This is a genomic window from Pseudomonas sp. MBLB4123 (genome assembly GCF_051904775.1).
GTDB lineage: Bacteria > Pseudomonadota > Gammaproteobacteria > Pseudomonadales > Pseudomonadaceae > Aquipseudomonas > Aquipseudomonas benzenivorans_B.
Window position 1 is genome coordinate 3,894,518 of record NZ_CP196711.1, and the last position, 17,339, is coordinate 3,911,856.

Annotated in this window: 14 protein-coding genes; 10 read left to right on the forward strand and 4 right to left on the reverse strand. The window is 68.5% G+C overall.

Annotation, left to right across the window (positions count from 1 at the left end; all coding sequences use genetic code 11):
- Nucleotides 1-53: 53 nt before the first annotated feature.
- Nucleotides 54-791, reverse strand: coding sequence for a ComF family protein (locus ACSX1C_RS17915; protein WP_439887279.1), 738 nt, complete (start codon nt 789-791; stop codon nt 54-56).
- An 80-nt stretch (nt 792-871) separates the two neighbouring features.
- On the opposite strand from ACSX1C_RS17915, the gene bioB reads away from it, so the two are divergent.
- The 9 genes from bioB to ACSX1C_RS17960 all read left to right on the forward strand — a co-directional run bounded on the left by bioB (nt 872) and on the right by ACSX1C_RS17960 (nt 10,055).
- Complete coding sequence (gene bioB, locus ACSX1C_RS17920; protein WP_439887280.1) at nt 872-1,927, forward strand: biotin synthase BioB; 1,056 nt, start codon at nt 872-874, stop codon at nt 1,925-1,927.
- 91 nt (nt 1,928-2,018) lie between these two features.
- Nucleotides 2,019-3,206, forward strand: coding sequence for an 8-amino-7-oxononanoate synthase (bioF, locus tag ACSX1C_RS17925; RefSeq protein ID WP_439887281.1), 1,188 nt, complete (start codon nt 2,019-2,021; stop codon nt 3,204-3,206).
- Nucleotides 3,199-3,930, forward strand: a complete 732-nt coding sequence (locus ACSX1C_RS17930; RefSeq protein ID WP_439887282.1) for an alpha/beta fold hydrolase — start codon at nt 3,199-3,201, stop codon at nt 3,928-3,930. The genes bioF and ACSX1C_RS17930 overlap by 8 nt, the downstream gene beginning before the upstream one ends.
- Nucleotides 3,923-4,726 carry a malonyl-ACP O-methyltransferase BioC gene (gene bioC / locus ACSX1C_RS17935; protein WP_439887283.1) on the forward strand — a complete coding sequence of 268 codons (804 nt, stop codon included), beginning with the start codon at nt 3,923-3,925 and terminating at the stop codon, nt 4,724-4,726. Before ACSX1C_RS17930 ends, bioC begins: the two co-directional genes overlap by 8 nt.
- A gap of 86 nt (nt 4,727-4,812) precedes the next feature.
- The gene (gene bioD, locus ACSX1C_RS17940; RefSeq protein ID WP_439887284.1) at nt 4,813-5,502 is read left to right on the forward strand and encodes a dethiobiotin synthase; all 690 of its coding nucleotides are present in this window, start codon (nt 4,813-4,815) and stop codon (nt 5,500-5,502) included.
- 95 nt (nt 5,503-5,597) lie between these two features.
- On the forward strand, nt 5,598-5,885 hold the full coding sequence (locus tag ACSX1C_RS17945; protein ID WP_439887285.1) for a hypothetical protein: 288 nt from the start codon (nt 5,598-5,600) through the stop codon (nt 5,883-5,885).
- A gap of 147 nt (nt 5,886-6,032) precedes the next feature.
- Entirely contained in the window at nt 6,033-6,605 is a 573-nt protein-coding gene (locus tag ACSX1C_RS17950; protein ID WP_439887286.1) for a putative metalloprotease CJM1_0395 family protein, read from the forward strand.
- A 167-nt stretch (nt 6,606-6,772) separates the two neighbouring features.
- Nucleotides 6,773-8,578, forward strand: a complete 1,806-nt coding sequence (locus ACSX1C_RS17955) for a phenylacyl-CoA dehydrogenase (RefSeq protein WP_439887287.1) — start codon at nt 6,773-6,775, stop codon at nt 8,576-8,578.
- A gap of 184 nt (nt 8,579-8,762) precedes the next feature.
- Nucleotides 8,763-10,055 (forward strand): diguanylate cyclase, encoded by a 1,293-nt coding sequence (locus ACSX1C_RS17960; RefSeq protein ID WP_439887288.1) that lies wholly within the window; start codon nt 8,763-8,765, stop codon nt 10,053-10,055.
- Nucleotides 10,056-10,101: 46 nt separating this feature from the next.
- Here ACSX1C_RS17960 and ACSX1C_RS17965 read toward each other — a convergent pair whose 3' ends face one another.
- Together ACSX1C_RS17965 and ACSX1C_RS17970 are read right to left on the reverse strand one after the other, a co-directional pair.
- The gene (locus ACSX1C_RS17965; protein ID WP_439887289.1) at nt 10,102-10,860 is read right to left on the reverse strand and encodes an alpha/beta fold hydrolase; all 759 of its coding nucleotides are present in this window, start codon (nt 10,858-10,860) and stop codon (nt 10,102-10,104) included.
- Nucleotides 10,861-10,864: 4 nt separating this feature from the next.
- Complete coding sequence (locus ACSX1C_RS17970; protein WP_439887290.1) at nt 10,865-11,254, reverse strand: nuclear transport factor 2 family protein; 390 nt, start codon at nt 11,252-11,254, stop codon at nt 10,865-10,867.
- Nucleotides 11,255-11,348: 94 nt separating this feature from the next.
- On the opposite strand from ACSX1C_RS17970, the gene ACSX1C_RS17975 reads away from it, so the two are divergent.
- The gene (locus ACSX1C_RS17975) at nt 11,349-12,260 is read left to right on the forward strand and encodes a LysR substrate-binding domain-containing protein (RefSeq protein ID WP_439887291.1); all 912 of its coding nucleotides are present in this window, start codon (nt 11,349-11,351) and stop codon (nt 12,258-12,260) included.
- A gap of 79 nt (nt 12,261-12,339) precedes the next feature.
- Here the strand turns inward: ACSX1C_RS17975 and ACSX1C_RS17980 are convergent, their stop codons facing one another.
- A complete protein-coding gene (locus ACSX1C_RS17980) occupies nt 12,340-17,325 on the reverse strand; it encodes a hemagglutinin repeat-containing protein (protein ID WP_439887292.1) in 4,986 nt (1,661 codons plus the stop codon).
- Nucleotides 17,326-17,339: the final 14 nt, after the last annotated feature.

The following is a 17,339-nucleotide window of genomic DNA, read 5'->3' on the forward strand; positions in this document are numbered from 1 at the left end:
GGCTCCGGAGCGGGGATCGCCCAGTGTACCCCCAGCGCGCAGGGGATGCCCGCTCAGCCGTCCCCGGGCTTGGGCGTGCGGGCCAGGCAGTAGACATCGACCCGCGCCGCACCGGCTTTCTTCAGCAGGCGCGCCAGGCTCTCGGCGGTGGCGCCGGTGGTCAGCACATCGTCGACCAGGGCCAGGTGCAGCCCGGCGACCCGGCTCTCGGCCGCCAGGGCGAAGGCGTGGCGCAGGTTGCGCCGGCGCGCGGCGGCGTTCAGCTGTTGCTGCGCCGGGGTATCGCCGATGCGCTGCAACCAGTGCCCTTGCCGCGGCAGTCGCAGCTCTTCGCTCAGCCACTGGGCGAGCAGCTGCGCCTGGTTGAAGCCGCGTCGACGCTGCCGCGCGTTGGCCAGGGGCACCGGCAGCAGCAGGTCGGGGCGAGGTAGGCCTTCCGCGAAGGCGTGACGCAGATGATGTGACAAAAGCTCGCCGAGCAGACGTCCTAATGGCCACTGCGCCTGGTGCTTGAAACGGGTGATCAGGCTGTCCACCGGGAAGGCATAGCGCCAGGGCGCCGTCACCCGATCGAAACTCGGCGGCCGGCGCTGGCAGGCGCCGCAGATCAGTCCGGCACCCGGCAACGGCAGGGCGCAGACCTGGCAGTGCTCGCCCAGCCAGGGCAGTTCGCCCTCGCAGCTGCTGCACAGGGCCTGGGCCAGGTCCGCGGGCTCATCGCATAGCGTGCAGTGCTGTTTGTTTTTTAACCATCGGTAAACCGATAGCGCCTTGCCAGGTTGACAGTGCATGGGCCTTCCATAAAGATGCCGAACATCCGTGTCGTGCCTGCTGACTCTAGCAGGCCGTTGCCCCCAACAAGGAATCATCCATGAGCGCTACCACCGCCGCCCACCTGCGTCACGATTGGACCCCAGCCGAGGTCAAGGCGCTCTTCCAGCAACCCTTCAACGACCTGCTGTTCCAGGCGCAGACGGTGCACCGCGCGCACTTCGACGCCAACCGCGTGCAGGTCTCCACGCTGCTGTCGATCAAGACCGGCGCCTGCCCGGAAGACTGCAAGTACTGCCCGCAGTCCGGCCACTACAACACCGGCCTGGACAAGGAAAAGCTGATGGAGGTGCAGAAGGTGCTGGAGGCGGCGGCCGAGGCCAAGGCCATCGGCTCCACCCGTTTCTGCATGGGCGCGGCCTGGAAGCACCCGTCGGCCAAGGACATGCCCTACGTGCTGAAGATGGTCGAGGGGGTCAAGGCCCTGGGCCTGGAAACCTGCATGACCCTGGGCAAGCTGAGCAAGGAGCAGACCCAGGCCCTGGCCGAGGCCGGCCTCGACTATTACAACCACAACCTGGATACCTCGCCGGAGTTCTACGGCAATATCATCACCACGCGGACTTACTCGGAACGCCTGGAGACCCTGGCCCACGTGCGCGAGTCGGGGATGAAGATCTGCTCGGGCGGCATCCTCGGCATGGGCGAGTCGCTGGACGACCGCGCCGGCCTGCTGATTCAGCTGGCCAACCTGCCGGAGCATCCGGAGTCGGTGCCGATCAACATGCTGGTCAAGGTCCAGGGCACGCCGCTGGCCGAGGAGCAGGACGTCGACCCCTTCGACTTCATCCGCATGCTCGCCGTGGCGCGGATCATGATGCCCAAGTCCCACGTGCGCCTGTCCGCCGGTCGCGAGGCGATGAACGAGCAGATGCAGGCCCTGGCCTTCTTCGCCGGTGCCAACTCGATCTTCTACGGCGAGAAGCTGCTGACCACCGCCAACCCCCAGGCCGACAAGGACATGCAGCTGTTCGCCCGCCTCGGCATCAAGCCCGAGGAGCGCCAGGAGCACGCCGACGAGGTGCACCAGGCCGCCATCGAGCAGGCCCTGGTGGAGCAGCGCGATTCCGAGCTGTTCTATAACGCCGCGGTCTGAAGTCGGGCGGTGGATGAGCCTCGCCTCACCCACCCTATGTAGTTCTTTGTCGGGTGGATAACCCGCCTGCGGTTATCCACCGGGTCTTGCCATGAGTTTCGATCTCGCCTCCCGCCTCGCCGAGCGCCGCGCCGCCCAGCTGTATCGCCAGCGGCCGTTGCTCGATTCGCCGCAGGGCCCGCAGGTCAGGGTCGACGGCCGCGAGCTGCTGGCCTTCTGTTCCAACGACTACCTCGGCCTGGCCAATCACCCCCAGGTGATCGAGGCCTGGCAGGCCGGTGCCCGGCGCTGGGGCGTCGGTGGCGGCGCCTCGCACCTGGTGATCGGCCACAGTACCCCGCACCACGAACTCGAGGAGGCCCTGGCCGCCTTCACCGGGCGGCCCCGGGCACTGCTGTTCTCCACCGGCTACATGGCCAACCTCGGCGCGGTCACCGCGCTGCTCGGTCAGGGCGACACGGTGCTGGAAGACCGTCTCAATCACGCCTCCCTGCTGGACGCCGGGCTGCTGTCCGGTGCCCGCTTCTCCCGCTACCTGCACAACGATGCCGCCAGCCTGGCCGGCCGCCTGGCGAAGGCGAGCGGCAACACCCTGGTGGTGACCGACGGGGTGTTCAGCATGGACGGCGACCTGGCCGACCTGCCGGCGCTCTGCGCCGAGGCGAAGAAGCGGGACGCCTGGGTGATGGTCGACGACGCCCACGGCTTCGGCCCGCTCGGCGCCAACGGCGGTGGCATCGCCGAGCACTTCGGCCTGGGCGTGGACGAGGTGCAGGTGCTGGTCGGCACCCTGGGCAAGGGCTTCGGCACCGCCGGCGCCTTCGTCGCCGGCAGCGAGGAACTGATCGAGACCCTGGTGCAGTTCGCCCGCCCCTATATCTACACCACCAGCCAGCCGCCGGCGCTGGCCTGCGCCACCCTCAAGAGCCTGGAGTTGCTGCGCGGCGAGCACTGGCGCCGCGAGCACCTCAATGCGCTGATCGCGCGCTTCCGCGAAGGTGCGCGAGCAATAGGTTTGCAGCTGATGGACAGCGCCACGCCGATCCAGCCGATCCTGGTCGGCGATAGCGGCCGCGCCCTGCGCCTGTCCCAGCTGCTGCGCGAGCGCGGCCTGCTGGTGACCGCGATCCGCCCGCCGACCGTGCCGGCCGGCCGCGCGCGCCTGCGCGTGACCCTGTCGGCGGCCCACAGCCTGGCGCAGCTGGAGCTGCTGCTGGAAGCCCTGGCCGAGTGCTGGCCGCGGGTGGCAGCCGGGGACGAGGAGGGTGGCCATGCGTGACCGGCTGATTCTGCTGCCCGGCTGGGGCCTGGGGACGGCGCCGCTGGCGCCGCTGGCCGAGGCCCTGCACGGGCTCGATCCTCACCTGCGGGTCGAGATCGAGCCGTTACCGTCGCTCGATAGCGGCACCCCCGAGGACTGGCTCGACGAACTGGACGCCAACCTGCCCCAGGACTGCTGGCTGGGCGGCTGGTCCCTCGGCGGCATGCTCGCCGCTCAGCTCGCCGCGCGCCGCGGCGCGCATTGCCGCGGCCTGCTGTGCCTGGCCAGCAATCCGCGCTTCGTCGCCGAGGCGCAGTGGCCGGCGGCGATGCCGGCGAACACCTTCGCCGCCTTCCGCCAGGGCTGCGCCGAGGATGGACGGGCGACGCTGAAACGCTTCGCCCTGCTCTGCGCCCAGGGCGCGGGCGATGCCCGCGGACTGTCGCGCCTGCTGCTCGGCGCGGCGCCTCACGACAGCAGCGACACCTTGCTGGCCTGCCTCGACCTGCTCGCCGCGTTGGACGGCCGCGCCGCGCTGCAGGCCTTCGTCGGCCCGCAACTGCACCTGTTCGCCGGCGGCGATGCGCTGGTGCCGGTCGGTGCGGCGGCGGCCCTGCTGGAGTTGCTGCCGGATGTCGAGATCGGCCTGATCGACACGGCCAGCCATGCCTTCCTGCTGGAGCGCCCCCACGAGGTGGCGGCGGCGATCCAGGCCTTCCTGCACGAGGCCGGCGATGACTGATCAGGCCCAGGCGGGGCTGCCGGACAAGCGCCAGGTCGCCGCGTCCTTCTCCCGGGCGGCGGGCAGCTACGACAGCGTCGCCGCGCTGCAGCGCAGCGTCGGTGCGCAGCTGTTGGCGCGACTGCCAGCGGACCTGGCGCCGCGTCGCTGGCTCGATCTGGGCTGCGGCACCGGCCATTTCAGCCGCGCCCTGGGCGCGCGTTTCGCCGCCGCCGAGGGCGTGGCCCTGGATATCGCCGAGGGCATGCTGCGCCACGCCCGGCCCCTGGGCGGGGCGCGGCAGTTCATCGCCGGCGATGCCGAGTGCCTGCCGCTGCGCGACGAGTCCTGTGATTTGCTCTATTCCAGCCTGGCGCTGCAGTGGTGCGGGGACTTCCAGGCGGTGCTGGGCGAGACCCGTCGGGTGTTGCGCCCAGGCGGCGTGTTGGCCTTCAGCAGCCTGTGCGTCGGCACCCTGCAGGAGCTGCGCGCCAGCTGGCAGGAGGTGGACGGCTTCGTCCACGTTAACCGCTTCCGCCGCTTCGACGACTACCGGCAGCTGTGCGGCGCCAGCGGCCTGGGGCTGCTGAGCCTGGAGAGCCGGGCCGAGGTGCTGCACTTTGCCGACCTGCGCAGCCTGACCCATGAGTTGAAAGCCCTGGGTGCCCACAACCTCAACCCCGGCCGCCCCGGCGGCCTCACCGGGCGGGCACGCATCCTGGCGCTACGCGAGGCCTACGAGGGCTTCCGCCAGCCCCAGGGCTTGCCGGCCACCTACCAGGTGGTCTATGGCGTGTTGCGCAAGGAGCCTTATTGAGATGGCCAGGGCCTACTTCGTCACCGGAGCCGACACCGTGTTGTTTGCTAGAGAATCGGTAAGACCAGCAGTTGGAGGGTGTTGATATGACTCGAGCCTATTTCGTCACCGGCACCGACACAGAGATCGGCAAGACCACCGTCGCCGCCGGCCTGCTGCATGCCGCGCGCAATGCCGGCCTGAGTACGGCGGCAGCCAAGCCGGTGGCCTCCGGCTGCGTGCGGAGCGAACAGGGTCTGCGCAACGAGGATGCCCTGGCCCTGCTCGGCGAGTGCAGCCTCGCCTTGGGTTACGAGGAGGTCAATCCGCTGGCCTTCGAGCCGGCCATCGCCCCTCACCTGGCGGCCCGCGAGGCCGGCGTGGTGTTGGATGTGGCGGCGCTGCGCGCACCGGTGCAGGCGATCCTCGGCAAGGGCGCCGACTTCACCCTGGTCGAGGGGGCCGGCGGCTGGCGGGTGCCCCTGGCCGGTCGCGAGACACTATCGGACTTGGTGATCGCCTTGCGCCTGCCGGTGATCCTGGTGGTCGGCGTGCGCCTGGGCTGCATCAACCAGGCGGTGCTGACGGCGGAGGCGATCGCCCGCGACGGCCTGCAACTGGCCGGCTGGGTGGGTAATCTGGTCGACCCGCAGACCTCGCGCCTGGAAGACAACCTGGCGACCCTGGCCGAGCGCCTGCCGGCGCCTTGCCTGGGACAGGTGCCACGCCTGGCCCAGCCGCTGCCGGCGGCGGTGGCCGAGTACCTCGACCTGGCAGCCCTCGGCCTGACGTTATAAGCCGGCCTTCTGCCATCGCCAACCGATAGTGGGGCGGTCGGACTTTTTCTGCTTCAATGCACTGTCACAGGGTCTTTCTCAGCGGGAGCTAATCCATGGAAATCTCCGCTCACAACGCCTTCAGTGCAGGCATCGGCACTATCCAAGCCGGGCAGCGGCGCGTCGACCAGGCGGCCACGCAGATCGCCGAAGCCTCGCTCGCCACGTCGCAGCCGCAGCCGGATCGAGTCGACGCCACGTCCGAGGCTGGCGCCCGTGCTCCTGCCGACCTGGCAGAAAGCCTGGTGGCCTTGCGGGTCGGCCAGCATGAGGCACAGCTCGGCGCACGCCTGGTCAAGACCGCCGATGAAGTGCTGGGGACTCTGCTCGACACCCAGGCCTAGGCATTTGTCCGCAGGCACGGCAGGGCTTCAAGCCGGACGCTTTTCCACTCTTCGCAGATCCTGGCTCTAAGATCGGCGCCCATCCAGGAGGGAGCGATGCAGATCGGCGGTGTTAGCGCTTTCCCCAGGCAGGAAGCCGCCCCGCGTTTGGCGCCGTCATTCCCCTCCCGCGTCTCGCCCGAGCCCTCCGCTACCGCTCGTGAACCTGCCCAGGTCCCTGCGTCCGCCTCGACTCGGGATGCACCGGACTCCTCGGGGCGTGATGCCCGGCAACAGCGCCAGGACCAGCAGCGGCTCGCCGAACTGGCCAGCCGCGACCGGGACGTACGTGCCCACGAGCAGGCCCATGCCGCAGTCGGTGGCCCCTATGCCGGTGCGCCGAGTTACAGCTACAGCCGCGGCCCGGACGGCCGGCTTTATGCCGCTGCCGGCGAGGTCGCCATCGATCTCGCCGTCGTAGCCAATGATCCCGCAGCCACTGTGCGCAAGATGGAAGTGGTCGTGCGTGCCGCCCTGGCCCCGGCCGAGCCTTCCGCACAGGACCTGCGGGTGGCGGCGCAAGCCCAGGCGCAGATGGTCCAGGCCCGTGCCGAGCTGCAGCGTGGCTCGGGGTCGCCGCAGCTCGCCCAGGCAAGCGCCCAGTCATCCGTCAATGTGCAGCACTACCTGGAGCAGGACCGGCCATCGTCCCCTGGCGCTCTCGTCGACCTCAGGGTCTAGCCTGGCAGCCGGGGATGCTTGACAAGGGGAGGGCGTAAACGTATGTTTCAAACATGCGTTTGATTGCTTGTCGGCCAACCTGCCGTGCGAGCAGTCGGGAATGACCCGCAACCGACCGTACTTTTGGTCGCCCACACACTCAGAGTCCACCGCAGAGGTTAACCGCTATGCCTGATTACAAGGCCCCCTTGCGTGATATCCGTTTCGTTCGCGATGAGCTGCTCGGCTACGAGGCGCACTATCAGAGCCTGCCTGGCTGCCAAGACGCTACTCCGGACATGGTCGATGCCATCCTCGAAGAGGGCGCCAAGTTCTGTGAGCAGGTGCTGTCTCCGCTGAACCGTGTGGGCGACATCGAGGGCTGCACCTGGAGCGAGTCCGGCGTTAAGACGCCGACCGGCTTCAAGGAAGCCTACAAGCAGTTCGTCGAAGGCGGTTGGCCGAGCCTGGCCCATGACGTCGACCACGGTGGCCAGGGCCTGCCGGAGTCCCTGGGCCTGGTCATCAGCGAGATGGTCGGTACCGCCAACTGGTCCTGGGGCATGTACCCGGGCCTGTCCCACGGTGCGATGAACACCCTGGATGCCCACGGCACCGACGAGCAGAAGCACACCTACCTGACCAAGCTGGTCTCCGGCGAGTGGACCGGCACCATGTGCCTGACCGAGCCGCACTGCGGCACCGACCTGGGCATGCTGCGCACCAAGGCCGAGCCGCAGGCCGACGGCAGCTACAAGGTTTCCGGCACCAAGATCTTCATCTCCGCCGGTGAACACGACATGGCCGACAACATCGTCCATATCGTCCTGGCCCGCCTGCCCGACGCCCCGGCCGGCACCAAGGGCATCTCGCTGTTCATCGTGCCCAAGTTCCTGCCCAACGCCGAAGGCGGCGTCGGCGAGCGCAATGCGGTCACCTGTGGTTCGATCGAGCACAAGATGGGCATCCACGGCAACGCCACCTGCGTGATGAACTTCGACGGCGCCACCGGCTTCCTGATCGGCCCGGCCAACAAGGGCCTGAACTGCATGTTCACCTTCATGAACACCGCTCGCCTGGGCACCGCGCTGCAAGGCGTGGCCCACGCCGAGATCGGTTTCCAGGGTGGCCTGAAGTACGCCCGCGAGCGCCTGCAGATGCGTTCCCTGACCGGCCCGAAGGCGCCGGACAAGGCCGCCGACCCGATCATCGTCCACCCCGACGTGCGGCGCATGCTGCTGACCATGAAGGCGTTCGCCGAAGGCAACCGCGCCATGGTGTACTTCACCGCCAAGCAGGTCGACATCGTCAAGTACAGCCAGGACGAGGAAGAGAAGAAGCAGGCCGATGCCCTGCTGGCCTTCCTGACCCCGATCGCCAAGGCCTTCATGACCGAAGTGGGCTTCGAGTCCGCCTCCCACGGCATGCAGATCTACGGTGGCCACGGCTTCATCAGCGAGTGGGGCATGGAGCAGAACCTGCGCGACTGCCGCATCTCCATGATGTACGAAGGCACCACCGGCGTGCAGGCCCTCGACCTGCTGGGCCGCAAGATCCTGATGACCCAGGGCGAGGCGCTCAAGGGCTTCACCAGGATCGTGCACAAGTTCTGCCAGGCCAACGAAGGCAACGACGCGGTCAAGGCCTTCGTCGAGCCCCTGGCCAAGCTGAACAAGGAGTGGGGCGAGCTGACCATGAAGGTCGGCATGGCCGCGATGAGGGACCGCGAGGAAGTCGGTGCCGCCTCGGTGGATTACCTGATGTACTCCGGCTACGCCTGCCTGGCCTACTTCTGGGCCGACATGGCGCGCCTGGCCGCCGAGAAGCTGGCGGCCGGCGAAGGCGATGCCGCCTTCTACAAGGCCAAGCTGCAGACCGCGCGCTTCTACTTCCAGCGCATCCTGCCGCGTACCCGTGCCCACGTCGAAACCATGCTGTCCGGTGCCGGCAACCTGATGGACATGAGTGAAGAGGACTTCGCCCTGGGCTACTAAGCCGCGGCGCGCGTTCTGTCGAGAAGCCGCTGCCCTTACCGGCAGCGGCTTTTTTGTGGGCATGTGTTTCGGGACGACGGCGCGCGCTGTTGGTCGCCTTGCGCATCGCCGCCAGTGCTTAAGTGCCCGGGCTTAGGCAAAATGCCGGCTTTCCGTCGAACGCGTCGTCGCCCTGGAGCTTGCCGTGTCGCGCTTTGCTGCTGTGCGTTTCAGCCACTTCCTGCCGTCGCTGCTGCTGCTCGCCGGTGGCCTGTTGGCGGCCGCGCTGCCGAGCCTGAGCGAGTTCTTCACCTCGCTGTTCAACGTGCTGCCGACCCTGCTGCTGTTGCTCGGCGGCAGTTTCTGCCTGGTCTATGGCCGCCAGCGCGAGCTGTTCCTGCTGCTGGTGCTGTACCTCGGTTATTTCCTCCTGGATGTCCAGCTCGATCATTACCGCGCCGAGGGGCGGGTGCGCGACGATGCGGCGCTGGTCTTCCATCTGTGCAGCCTGTTGCTGCCGCTGCTCTATGGCCTCTACGCGGCGTGGCAGGAGCGCACCCACCTGTTGCAGGATCTGGTCGCCCGCGCCGCGGTGCTGCTGGCGGTGGGCGGTGTCGCCCTGGCGCTGGCGCAGCGCTACCCGGAGGCCCTGCTGCACTGGCTGGCGCTGATTCGCTGGCCTTCCTGGCATGGGGAGTGGATGAGCCTGGTGCAGCTCGCCTATCCGCTGTTCCTGCTCGGTTTCGTCCTCCTGCTGGTGCAGTATCTGCGCGCGCCGCGGCCTCTGCATGCGGCGCAGTTGCTGGGGCTGGGCGGTCTGCTGTGGATGCTGCCGAAGATCTTCAGCCTGCCCCATGCCCTCAATGTGATGAGCAGCCAGGTCATGCTGATGCTGGTCGCGGCGGTCGCCCACGAGGCCTATCAGATGGCCTTTCGCGACGAGCTGACCGGCCTGCCGGGGCGCCGCGCGCTGAACGAGCGCCTGCAGCGTCTGGGCCGTACCTATGTGATCGCCATGGCGGACGTCGATCACTTCAAGAAATTCAACGACAGCCACGGCCACGATGTCGGCGATCAGGTGTTGCGCCTGGTCGCCAGCCGGCTGCGCAAGGTCGGCGGCGGGGGCAAGGCCTACCGCTACGGTGGCGAGGAGTTCGCCCTGGTGTTTCCCGGCCGAACCCTGGACGAGTGCCTGCCGCACCTGGAGGCGGTGCGCCAGGCGGTGGAGGCCTATCGCCTGCAGCTGCGCGACAAGCAGCAGCGGCCCAAGGACGACCGCCAGGGGCGCCAGCGCCGTGGCGGTGCCGCCGCCGCCGAGGTGTCGGTGACGGTGAGCCTGGGCGTGGCCGAGCGCGATGATGAGTCGCGCACGCCCGAGCAGGTGATCAAGGCCGCCGACCAGGCCCTGTATGCGGCGAAGAGTGCCGGGCGCAACCGGGTTTCCCGACACGGCAAGGTCCGTCGCGGTGCCGTGCGGGTAAGCCCCAGGCTCGATTGAGCCGGCCGCAGGCAGCGGTGTGGCAAGGACCTGGTGTTGCCCCGGACTAGCTCCGGATGAGGGCGCTAGCGGCCAGCTGCAAGCCCTGCACCAGCGCCTCGGTGGCACTGAATTGCGGGCTATGGCCGCTGTCGAGGCTGGCGCGGTAGTGGGGCGGCAGTTGCTCCTGCATGGCGCGTTGCACGGTCAGCGGCAGGGCCTGGTCGGCGGTGCATTCCAGGTAGGCGCGGGGCAGCTCGGCCCAGCGTGAGCTCAGGCGCAGCTCGTGGGCCAGCGGCGCGGTCGGCTCCGCGCACAGCAGCGGCTGTACCTGGGCGAAGCCGGCCGCCGGTACGTCCTGGGCGACGGCGCGGTGCTGATGTTCCGCAGCGATGCTGACGCTGTGTCCGTCGGCGGCGAACTGCAGGTGGTCGAGGGCCACCGAGCCTCGCACCCCGGCGGAGGCCTGGAGGAAGGAGCAGCCACTGGGCAGCATGAAGGCGCACAGGTAGATCAGCCCGGCAATCCGTTCGGCATGGTCCTCGCCAGCTTGGCTGATGAGCATGCCGGCGAAGCTGTGGCCGACCAGCACCAGCGGATGTCGGGCGCTGTCGATGGCCTGCTCGATGCTGGCCAGGTAGTCGGCGAAGCGGATATCGGCGGCCGCGACGGAAGACGACGGGCCATGCCCGGGCAGCTCGACGCAGAGCACTTCATGGCCGCGGTCCCGTAGCGGCTGCCGCACGGGTTGCCAGATCCAGCTGCCGGTCCAGGCGCCATGGACCAGGATATAGCTCAGCGGAGCCTGCGGGGTGGATGGTGTCATGACCTCAGCCCTCCTGAACCTGAGATTCGAGCAGGGCGAACTGGTCGGCACTGAGGCGCCAGACACCGTCCTGGCACAGCTGCCAGCGTTCCCGGGTGATCACGCCGCTGCCGATGTTCATCGTCCATTCGGCGCTGAGTTCGACCTCGCCGACGCTGAGCACCTGCAAGCTCAACTTGTGGTAGCGCAGGTCGCGGGCACCCTGCTCGATCAGCGCGCACCAGAATTTCTCGATTTCGCCGCGTCCGCTGCAGTGGGCCAAGGGCTCGGCGTGCATCGTCGCGTCTGCCGTATAAGCGGCGGCACAGGCCTGGCCGTCCTGGCGATTGAACTGGTCGATCCAGGCCTGGCTGGCGTCGAGTACCGCGAGCGCGCTGAGGTGATGGGTGTGCATGCTGGAACTCCTGGGGTTGAGGGCACAGACGGCAGGTTACGGGTAAATCTGAAATTGATAATCTGGCCTCTTGTTGAATGACTGTTTGGTAAAAATGAACAATCTGGCGGTGGTAACCCGTGCGCCGGCCTTCCTCGAGGTGGTCAACCAGGGCTCGTTCACCCGCGCCGCGCAGGTGCTGGGGCAGAGCAAGGCCGCGGTCAGCCAACAGGTGTCGCAGCTCGAGGCGATCCTGGGGGTGCGCCTGCTGCTGCGCAGCACCCGACGCTTGAGCCTGACCCCGGCCGGGCAGCAGTTCGCCGAACGCTGCCGGACACTGGCACAGCTGACCCAGTTGGCCATCGACGAGCTGCAGGAGCAGGGGCGTGCGCCCAGCGGCAAGCTGACCCTGAGCCTGCCCCATGCTTTCGAGCAGGTGTTGCCGGGGATCCTTGGCGAGTATTTGCAGCGCTTTCCACAGCTGCTGCCGCAGTTGCTGGTCAGCGATGAGCGCCTGTCGCTGCTGGAGCAGGGCATCGACCTGGCGATCTCGGTGGGCGACCTGCCCGATAGCAACGAGCGCGCCTTGCCGGTCGGCGAGTTGCAGGCATGGCTCTGTGCGGCGCCGGCCTACCTGGCCCGTCGGGGCATGCCGGAAAACCTCGTGCAGCTACGGGACCATCGGCTGCTCTGCGCCCATTGGCAGCAGCAGGCCAGAGCCTGGCACCTGGTGGATGGCCAGGGCGAACGGCGGCAGCTGGAGATCCTTGAGTCGGCCTACGCATCGAGCCTGCAGGCGGTGCTGGCCATGGCGGAGCAGGGCCTGGGGGTGGCGTTGTTGCCGCTGCTGGTGGCCCAGCCGTCGTTGCAACAGGGGCGTTTGCAGCGCCTGTTACCGGAGTGGATGGCACAGCCGCGACCGATCTATGTACGCCATGCCTATGCGACGAACCTGCCGGCGCACCTGCGCCACTTCGTCACGCTGCTCAAGGCGCACTTGCAGGGTATTGCGCGCACCGCCGGGTAGCGGTGCAACGCCGGCAGCCTCGCCGGCGTGCAGTGGAGCGCTGGGGCGGTCCTGATTCCCCAGCGCTTCGGCTAGCCGCTTAGGGCTTCTGCTCGATGCCGGCCTGGACCACGTGGCGGTCATTGTGACCGCCTACGCGCAGCACGCCGAGGTTGAACAGCTGGTCCTTCTGGGTGGCGGCATCCTGCTTCTGGGTCAGCTCGTCCTTGATGCCGAACAGCAGGTCCACCGGCGACTTGGACAGGTTGAGGCCGAGGTCGGCGCGGTAGTCCTTGCTGTCGAGGGTGCGGCTGCTGACAGTCGAGCCGCCCAGGTCGACCTTGCCGTCGCTGGCCTTGAGGGTCGCGCCGGTCAGTTGGGTCGCGCCGCCGACCTGCAGATCGATCCCTTGGCTGGCGCCGATGCCCGAGGCCGAGGTGACGGCGTCCTTGTCGACATGGCTGACGTCCAGGTACAGGGTCGGGGTCAGCGCGGCCGTGTTGCTCTTGTCGCCGAACAGCAGGTTGCCCACCTTGTCCGCCACGGTCTTGCCGGCGCCGGTCTTGTCGTTCACCGCGTAGCTGCCTTCCTTGCTGCTGCCGAGCTTGTCCTTGAGCTGGCCCAAGCCGTCGGCGGCGGCGCTGGCCTTGTCGGCCAGGTAGCCCTTGGCCTGGTCCAGCTTGCTGCCCAGGGCGCCGCGGGGCTCTGGGTTGACGTCGTAGCTGCCGCTGCGCGAGAGCTTGTCGGCCAGCTTGTCCTTGGCGATGCCGGCCTGGCTGACCAGGCTGTCCTTGGCGTCACCCAGTTTGCCGGCGACCTTGTCCACGCCGTTCTCCAGCTTGCCGCGATGGTTGTCGAAGGCGGCCTGGCTCTTCTCCTTGAGCGGGTCGGCCAGGGGGCCGGTGTGCTTGCCGAGCTTCTCCACCAGGCCGGGCTGGTTCTTCTCGCCGGCCAGGCGCAGGTCGATGCCCAGCTTGAGGCGCTGCTCGCTGTCCTTGCGGCTCTCGACGCTCAGGTCGCCGCCGATCCGGCCCTCGACCCGCTCCGCCTCGATGCTCGCACCGGCCAGGCGGGTATCGCCCTGGCTGTTCAGCGTCACCCGCTCGGCCTGGATCTGGCTGTTGTGCTGGGTGGTGCTGTCGAGCCGGTCGACATCGATCTTGACCCGGCCGTAGACGCCGTAGTTGTCCTGGTCGGTGTCCTTGCTGGCGCCCTGGCTCTGGTAGGTCTTGCCGCCGCTACCGCCCAGGCCGAGGCCCAGGCCCCAGTTGTTCTTGTGCTCGGTGGACTGCGCCGACTCCTGCAGGATGCCGCCCTGGCGGGCCTCCAGCGCGACGCTCTGGGCGTTGATCCGAGTGCCTTGCAGGTGCAGCGCCTGGGCGTCTGCGGCCGCAGCGCTCAGCTCGACCCGACCCTGGCTGTGCAGCGTGCCGCCGCTGGCCGTCAGGCTGTTCTCCTGCACCCGGCCGATGGCGAACTGGCCGCCGGCGCTGGCGCCGGAGTTGCTGGTTTCGGCGCCCTTGGTCTTGCTCGCGCCGAGACTCAGGCCGCCGCCGAGGTTGCTGCCCTCGGCCTTGTGGCTGTTGGTGGCCGCCAGGAAGTCCAGGCTGCCGCCGGCCTTCAGGGTCACGTCAGCCACCGGCTTCTCGGCGCTGCCGATCTGGCTACCTTGTAAGCTTAGGTTGCCGCCGCTGCTGATAACGATGGCACCGTTGCCGGCGAGCGTGGCGACCTGGGCCTGGCTGTCCTGACTGCTCAGGCGCTGGTCGTTGACCAGGAAGCTGGCCGAAACGCTGCCGCCCTTGCCGCCCGAACCCTTGCTCATGCCGGCCTGCAGGCTGGCGTCGCCCTTCAGGCTGTGGTTGCTGCTGGTTTGCCGGTCGTTGGCCTGGTTCAGCGCCAGGTCGCCGCCGGCCTGCAGCTGCACGCCGCCCTGGCCGCCGTCGAAACGGCTGCCCTCGTAGGCGCCGTCGGTGCCCAGCTGGATCTGGATGCCCTGGCTGCCACTGAGGCTGCCGACCACCGCGCGACTGCTGCTGGCGCTGGTCTCGGCGGAACCGCCGATGCCGCTCAGGCGGCCGTTGATGTCCTTGCCGGTGGTGGTGTAGACGCGCAGGTTGGCCTTGGCATCGAGGCTCTCGGCGCTGGCGCTGCTGCTATCGCTGGCGGCGTTCAGGCGGTGGCTGTCGGCCGTGATCTGCACCTGGCCCTGATCGGCGCGGTACTGGGTGCCTTGGTCCTGCAGCTGGCCGGCGACGACCACTTGCACCTGGCCGCCATTGAACTGGCTGACCTGGGCGCTGCTGCTCTGTTGCCGGCTGTTCTTCTCCTGATAACCGCCTTCCAGGTCGAGGCCCAGGTTGGGCTGCTCGAAGGCGTCCAGCAGGCCGGGCTGATAGAAGTTGCGCTGGGCGACGCCCTCCACCGCCTTCTCGATCGGCCGGGCGATGCCCCGGTACTCGAGATTGGCGCCGATATCGACGCTCCAGCCGTGCTCCTTGCGGGTGCCGCTCTGGGTATCGCTGGCCGCCTGGTTGTCCACCTGGCCGGCGCTGACCTGCAGGCTGCCCGCGGCATCGAGTTGTGCGCCCTGGGTGGTCAGGGTGCCCGTGCCGCTGTCGATGCTCAGCGCACCGGCGGAATTGAGCGTGCTGACCTTGGCCGTGGTGCTGTCGCTCGTGGTGTCGACGTTCTGGCGGCCGCCTTCCCAGCCGCTGCCGGCACGGTCCAGGCCGCCGGTGTAGTAGAAACCCACGCCGGTGGTGGTCTGGCTGCTGTCGCTGTGGCTGCTGTCCTGGGCCGCGAGCAGTTTGACGTCCTTAGCGGCCAGGCTGGCGCCGCCTGAGCCGGCGTCGAGCTTCGAGCCCTGCAGGGTCAGCTCGGCCTGGCTGGCCAGTTCTACCGTGCCGCCCTTGAGTTCGCTGCCCTGATGGGTCGTGGTGTCGCTGTTGCGGGTTTCCTCGACCTGCTCGTAGCGGATGCCGGCGCGATACTGTCGCGAGCCCTTCTGCGTGTCGGTCGCGGCCTGGGTTTCCTTGGCATAGGCGGAGAAGCCATGGCTGTCGGTGGTGACGGTGGTCTGTTCGGTGTTCTTCGCCGCCAGCACGTCGATGTTGCCCACCGCGTCGAGCTTGAGCTTGTCGGCGGCCTCGACCAGGGCGCCGACCACGGACAGGTCCGAGGCGCTCTTGAGCTGCAGGTTGCTGTCCGAGCGCAGCTCGCTGCGCACCACCGTGCTACTGGCGACGCGGCTGCGTTGCTCGTCCTTGACCAGGCCGAACAGCTTGCTGTCCTTGTCATGCTGATTGCTCAGGGAGCTGTCCTGCACGCCGTCGATGGTCAGGCTGCCACGCTGGCTGATCACGCTGGCGTCGGTCTTGCCGCGCACCTGGCTGCCGCTGATGCGCACGTCGTCGGCGGCGATCAGCAGCTTGCCCTGGGCATTGACCTCGCTGCGCTGGTTGAGGGTTTGGGCCTTGTCGCCGCTGCCGTTCTTGCCGAAGAAGCTGCCGCCGACGAGGTCGCCGGAGTAGCGGCTGTTGCTGTTGCTCTGGCTGCGCTTGGCCGTGTCGATCTCGACCTTCTGCTTGCCGCCGAGGATCAGGTCGCCGCCGCTCTGCACCACGGCCCCCTCCAGGCGCAGGTCGGCGCCGCTCTGCACCGCAGCGTCGCCGCCGGCCTTGAGCTGGCTGGCGATGCTGCGTTCGCTACGGGAGCTGTTGTCCCAGTTGGCCTTCCACAGGTGTTTGCGATGGTTGCCACGATCGCGGCGTTCGCTGACCTCGGTGGTCGCGGCGAGCGTCAGGTCGCCGCCGCTGTCGACCTTGAGTTGCTTGCCGGCCGTGACGCTGGCGCCTTGCAGGCGGGTGTCGGCGCCGGCCTGCAGGCTGGCATCGCGACTGGCGCTGATGCTGCTGCCGTGCTGGCGGGAGTCGCGCTCGGTGAGGGTCTGGTCGTAGGTCTCGTAGGTGATGCCCCAGAACTTCTTCTTCCAGTTGTTGCGCGACTCGCGTAGTTGCTTGCTCTCCAGGCTGCTCAGGGTCAGGTTGCGCCCGGCGCTGAGTTGCACGTCGCGCCCGCTGACCTCGGTGGTGGCGAGGCCAAGGTCGCTGGCGGCCTTGAGCGCCACGTCGCCCTGGCTGCTGCGTACGCTGGCCGTGCGGCCATTGAGGCTGTTGTCCTGAGCCGCTTGGCCGCTGATGGTCAGGCCGCCGGCGGAGGCGATGCTGACGCCGTCGCGGCCGTCGAGCTGGGTCGGGCCGACCTTGACCCCAGCACCCTCGGCGGTGCTGAGGATGTTGATCCGTCCGGCCTGCATGGCGCCGAACAGGCTGGCGTCGATGCGCTGGCCGTCGGCGGAAGTGGCCGGGGCGCTGGCATGCACCTGGCCGTCGGCGTAGCCGACCTGGTTGCGCCCGGCGATCAGGTTCAGCTCGTCCCGGGCGCGGATCTGTCCCTGGCTGTCGATCTGCGGGGCCAGCAGGTCGAGGCGGCCGCCGTCGTTGCGCAGGCCCTGCGCCTGGACGCTTAGCTTGCCGTCGGCGTGCTGCGTGTTCAGCCCTTGCAGCTGGCCGTCCTGCAGTTCGGGCGTGCCCACCACCAGGCTGGCGCGTGGTGCGTTGATAAAGCTGGCGCCGTTGACGCTGATGCCGTTGGGGTTGGCCAGCACATAGTCGGCCGGGCGGCCGAAGATCTCCTGGGCGCCGTTGATCTGCGAGGCGTTGCGGCTGATCACCTCGTTGAGAATCACGCTGGCGGCCTGGCTCTGCAGCTGCGGGTTGGCGCCCAGCTGGCCGGCCAGGGCCGACTGGCCACCCTGCAGGGCGTTGTTCAGCACCAGGCCCTGGCGGTCGACGTTGTAGTCGAAGAACTGGTTGTGCGACAGCCCCGCACCATTGGGCGCGACGATGTCGATCACCGGTACGCCCTGCTGGTTGTGGAGCTGCGGCGTGCCGCCGGGGCCGTTGGCCGCGGTCAGGCCGGCGGCGAAGGCCGCTTGCAGCGGTTGCAGGAGTGCCAGGCTGGCGATGGCCCAGCGCAGTTTGCCTCGCGGGGAGAGCGGGAATGCGGCAGTGTCGTTTCGCATAAACACCTTCGGGT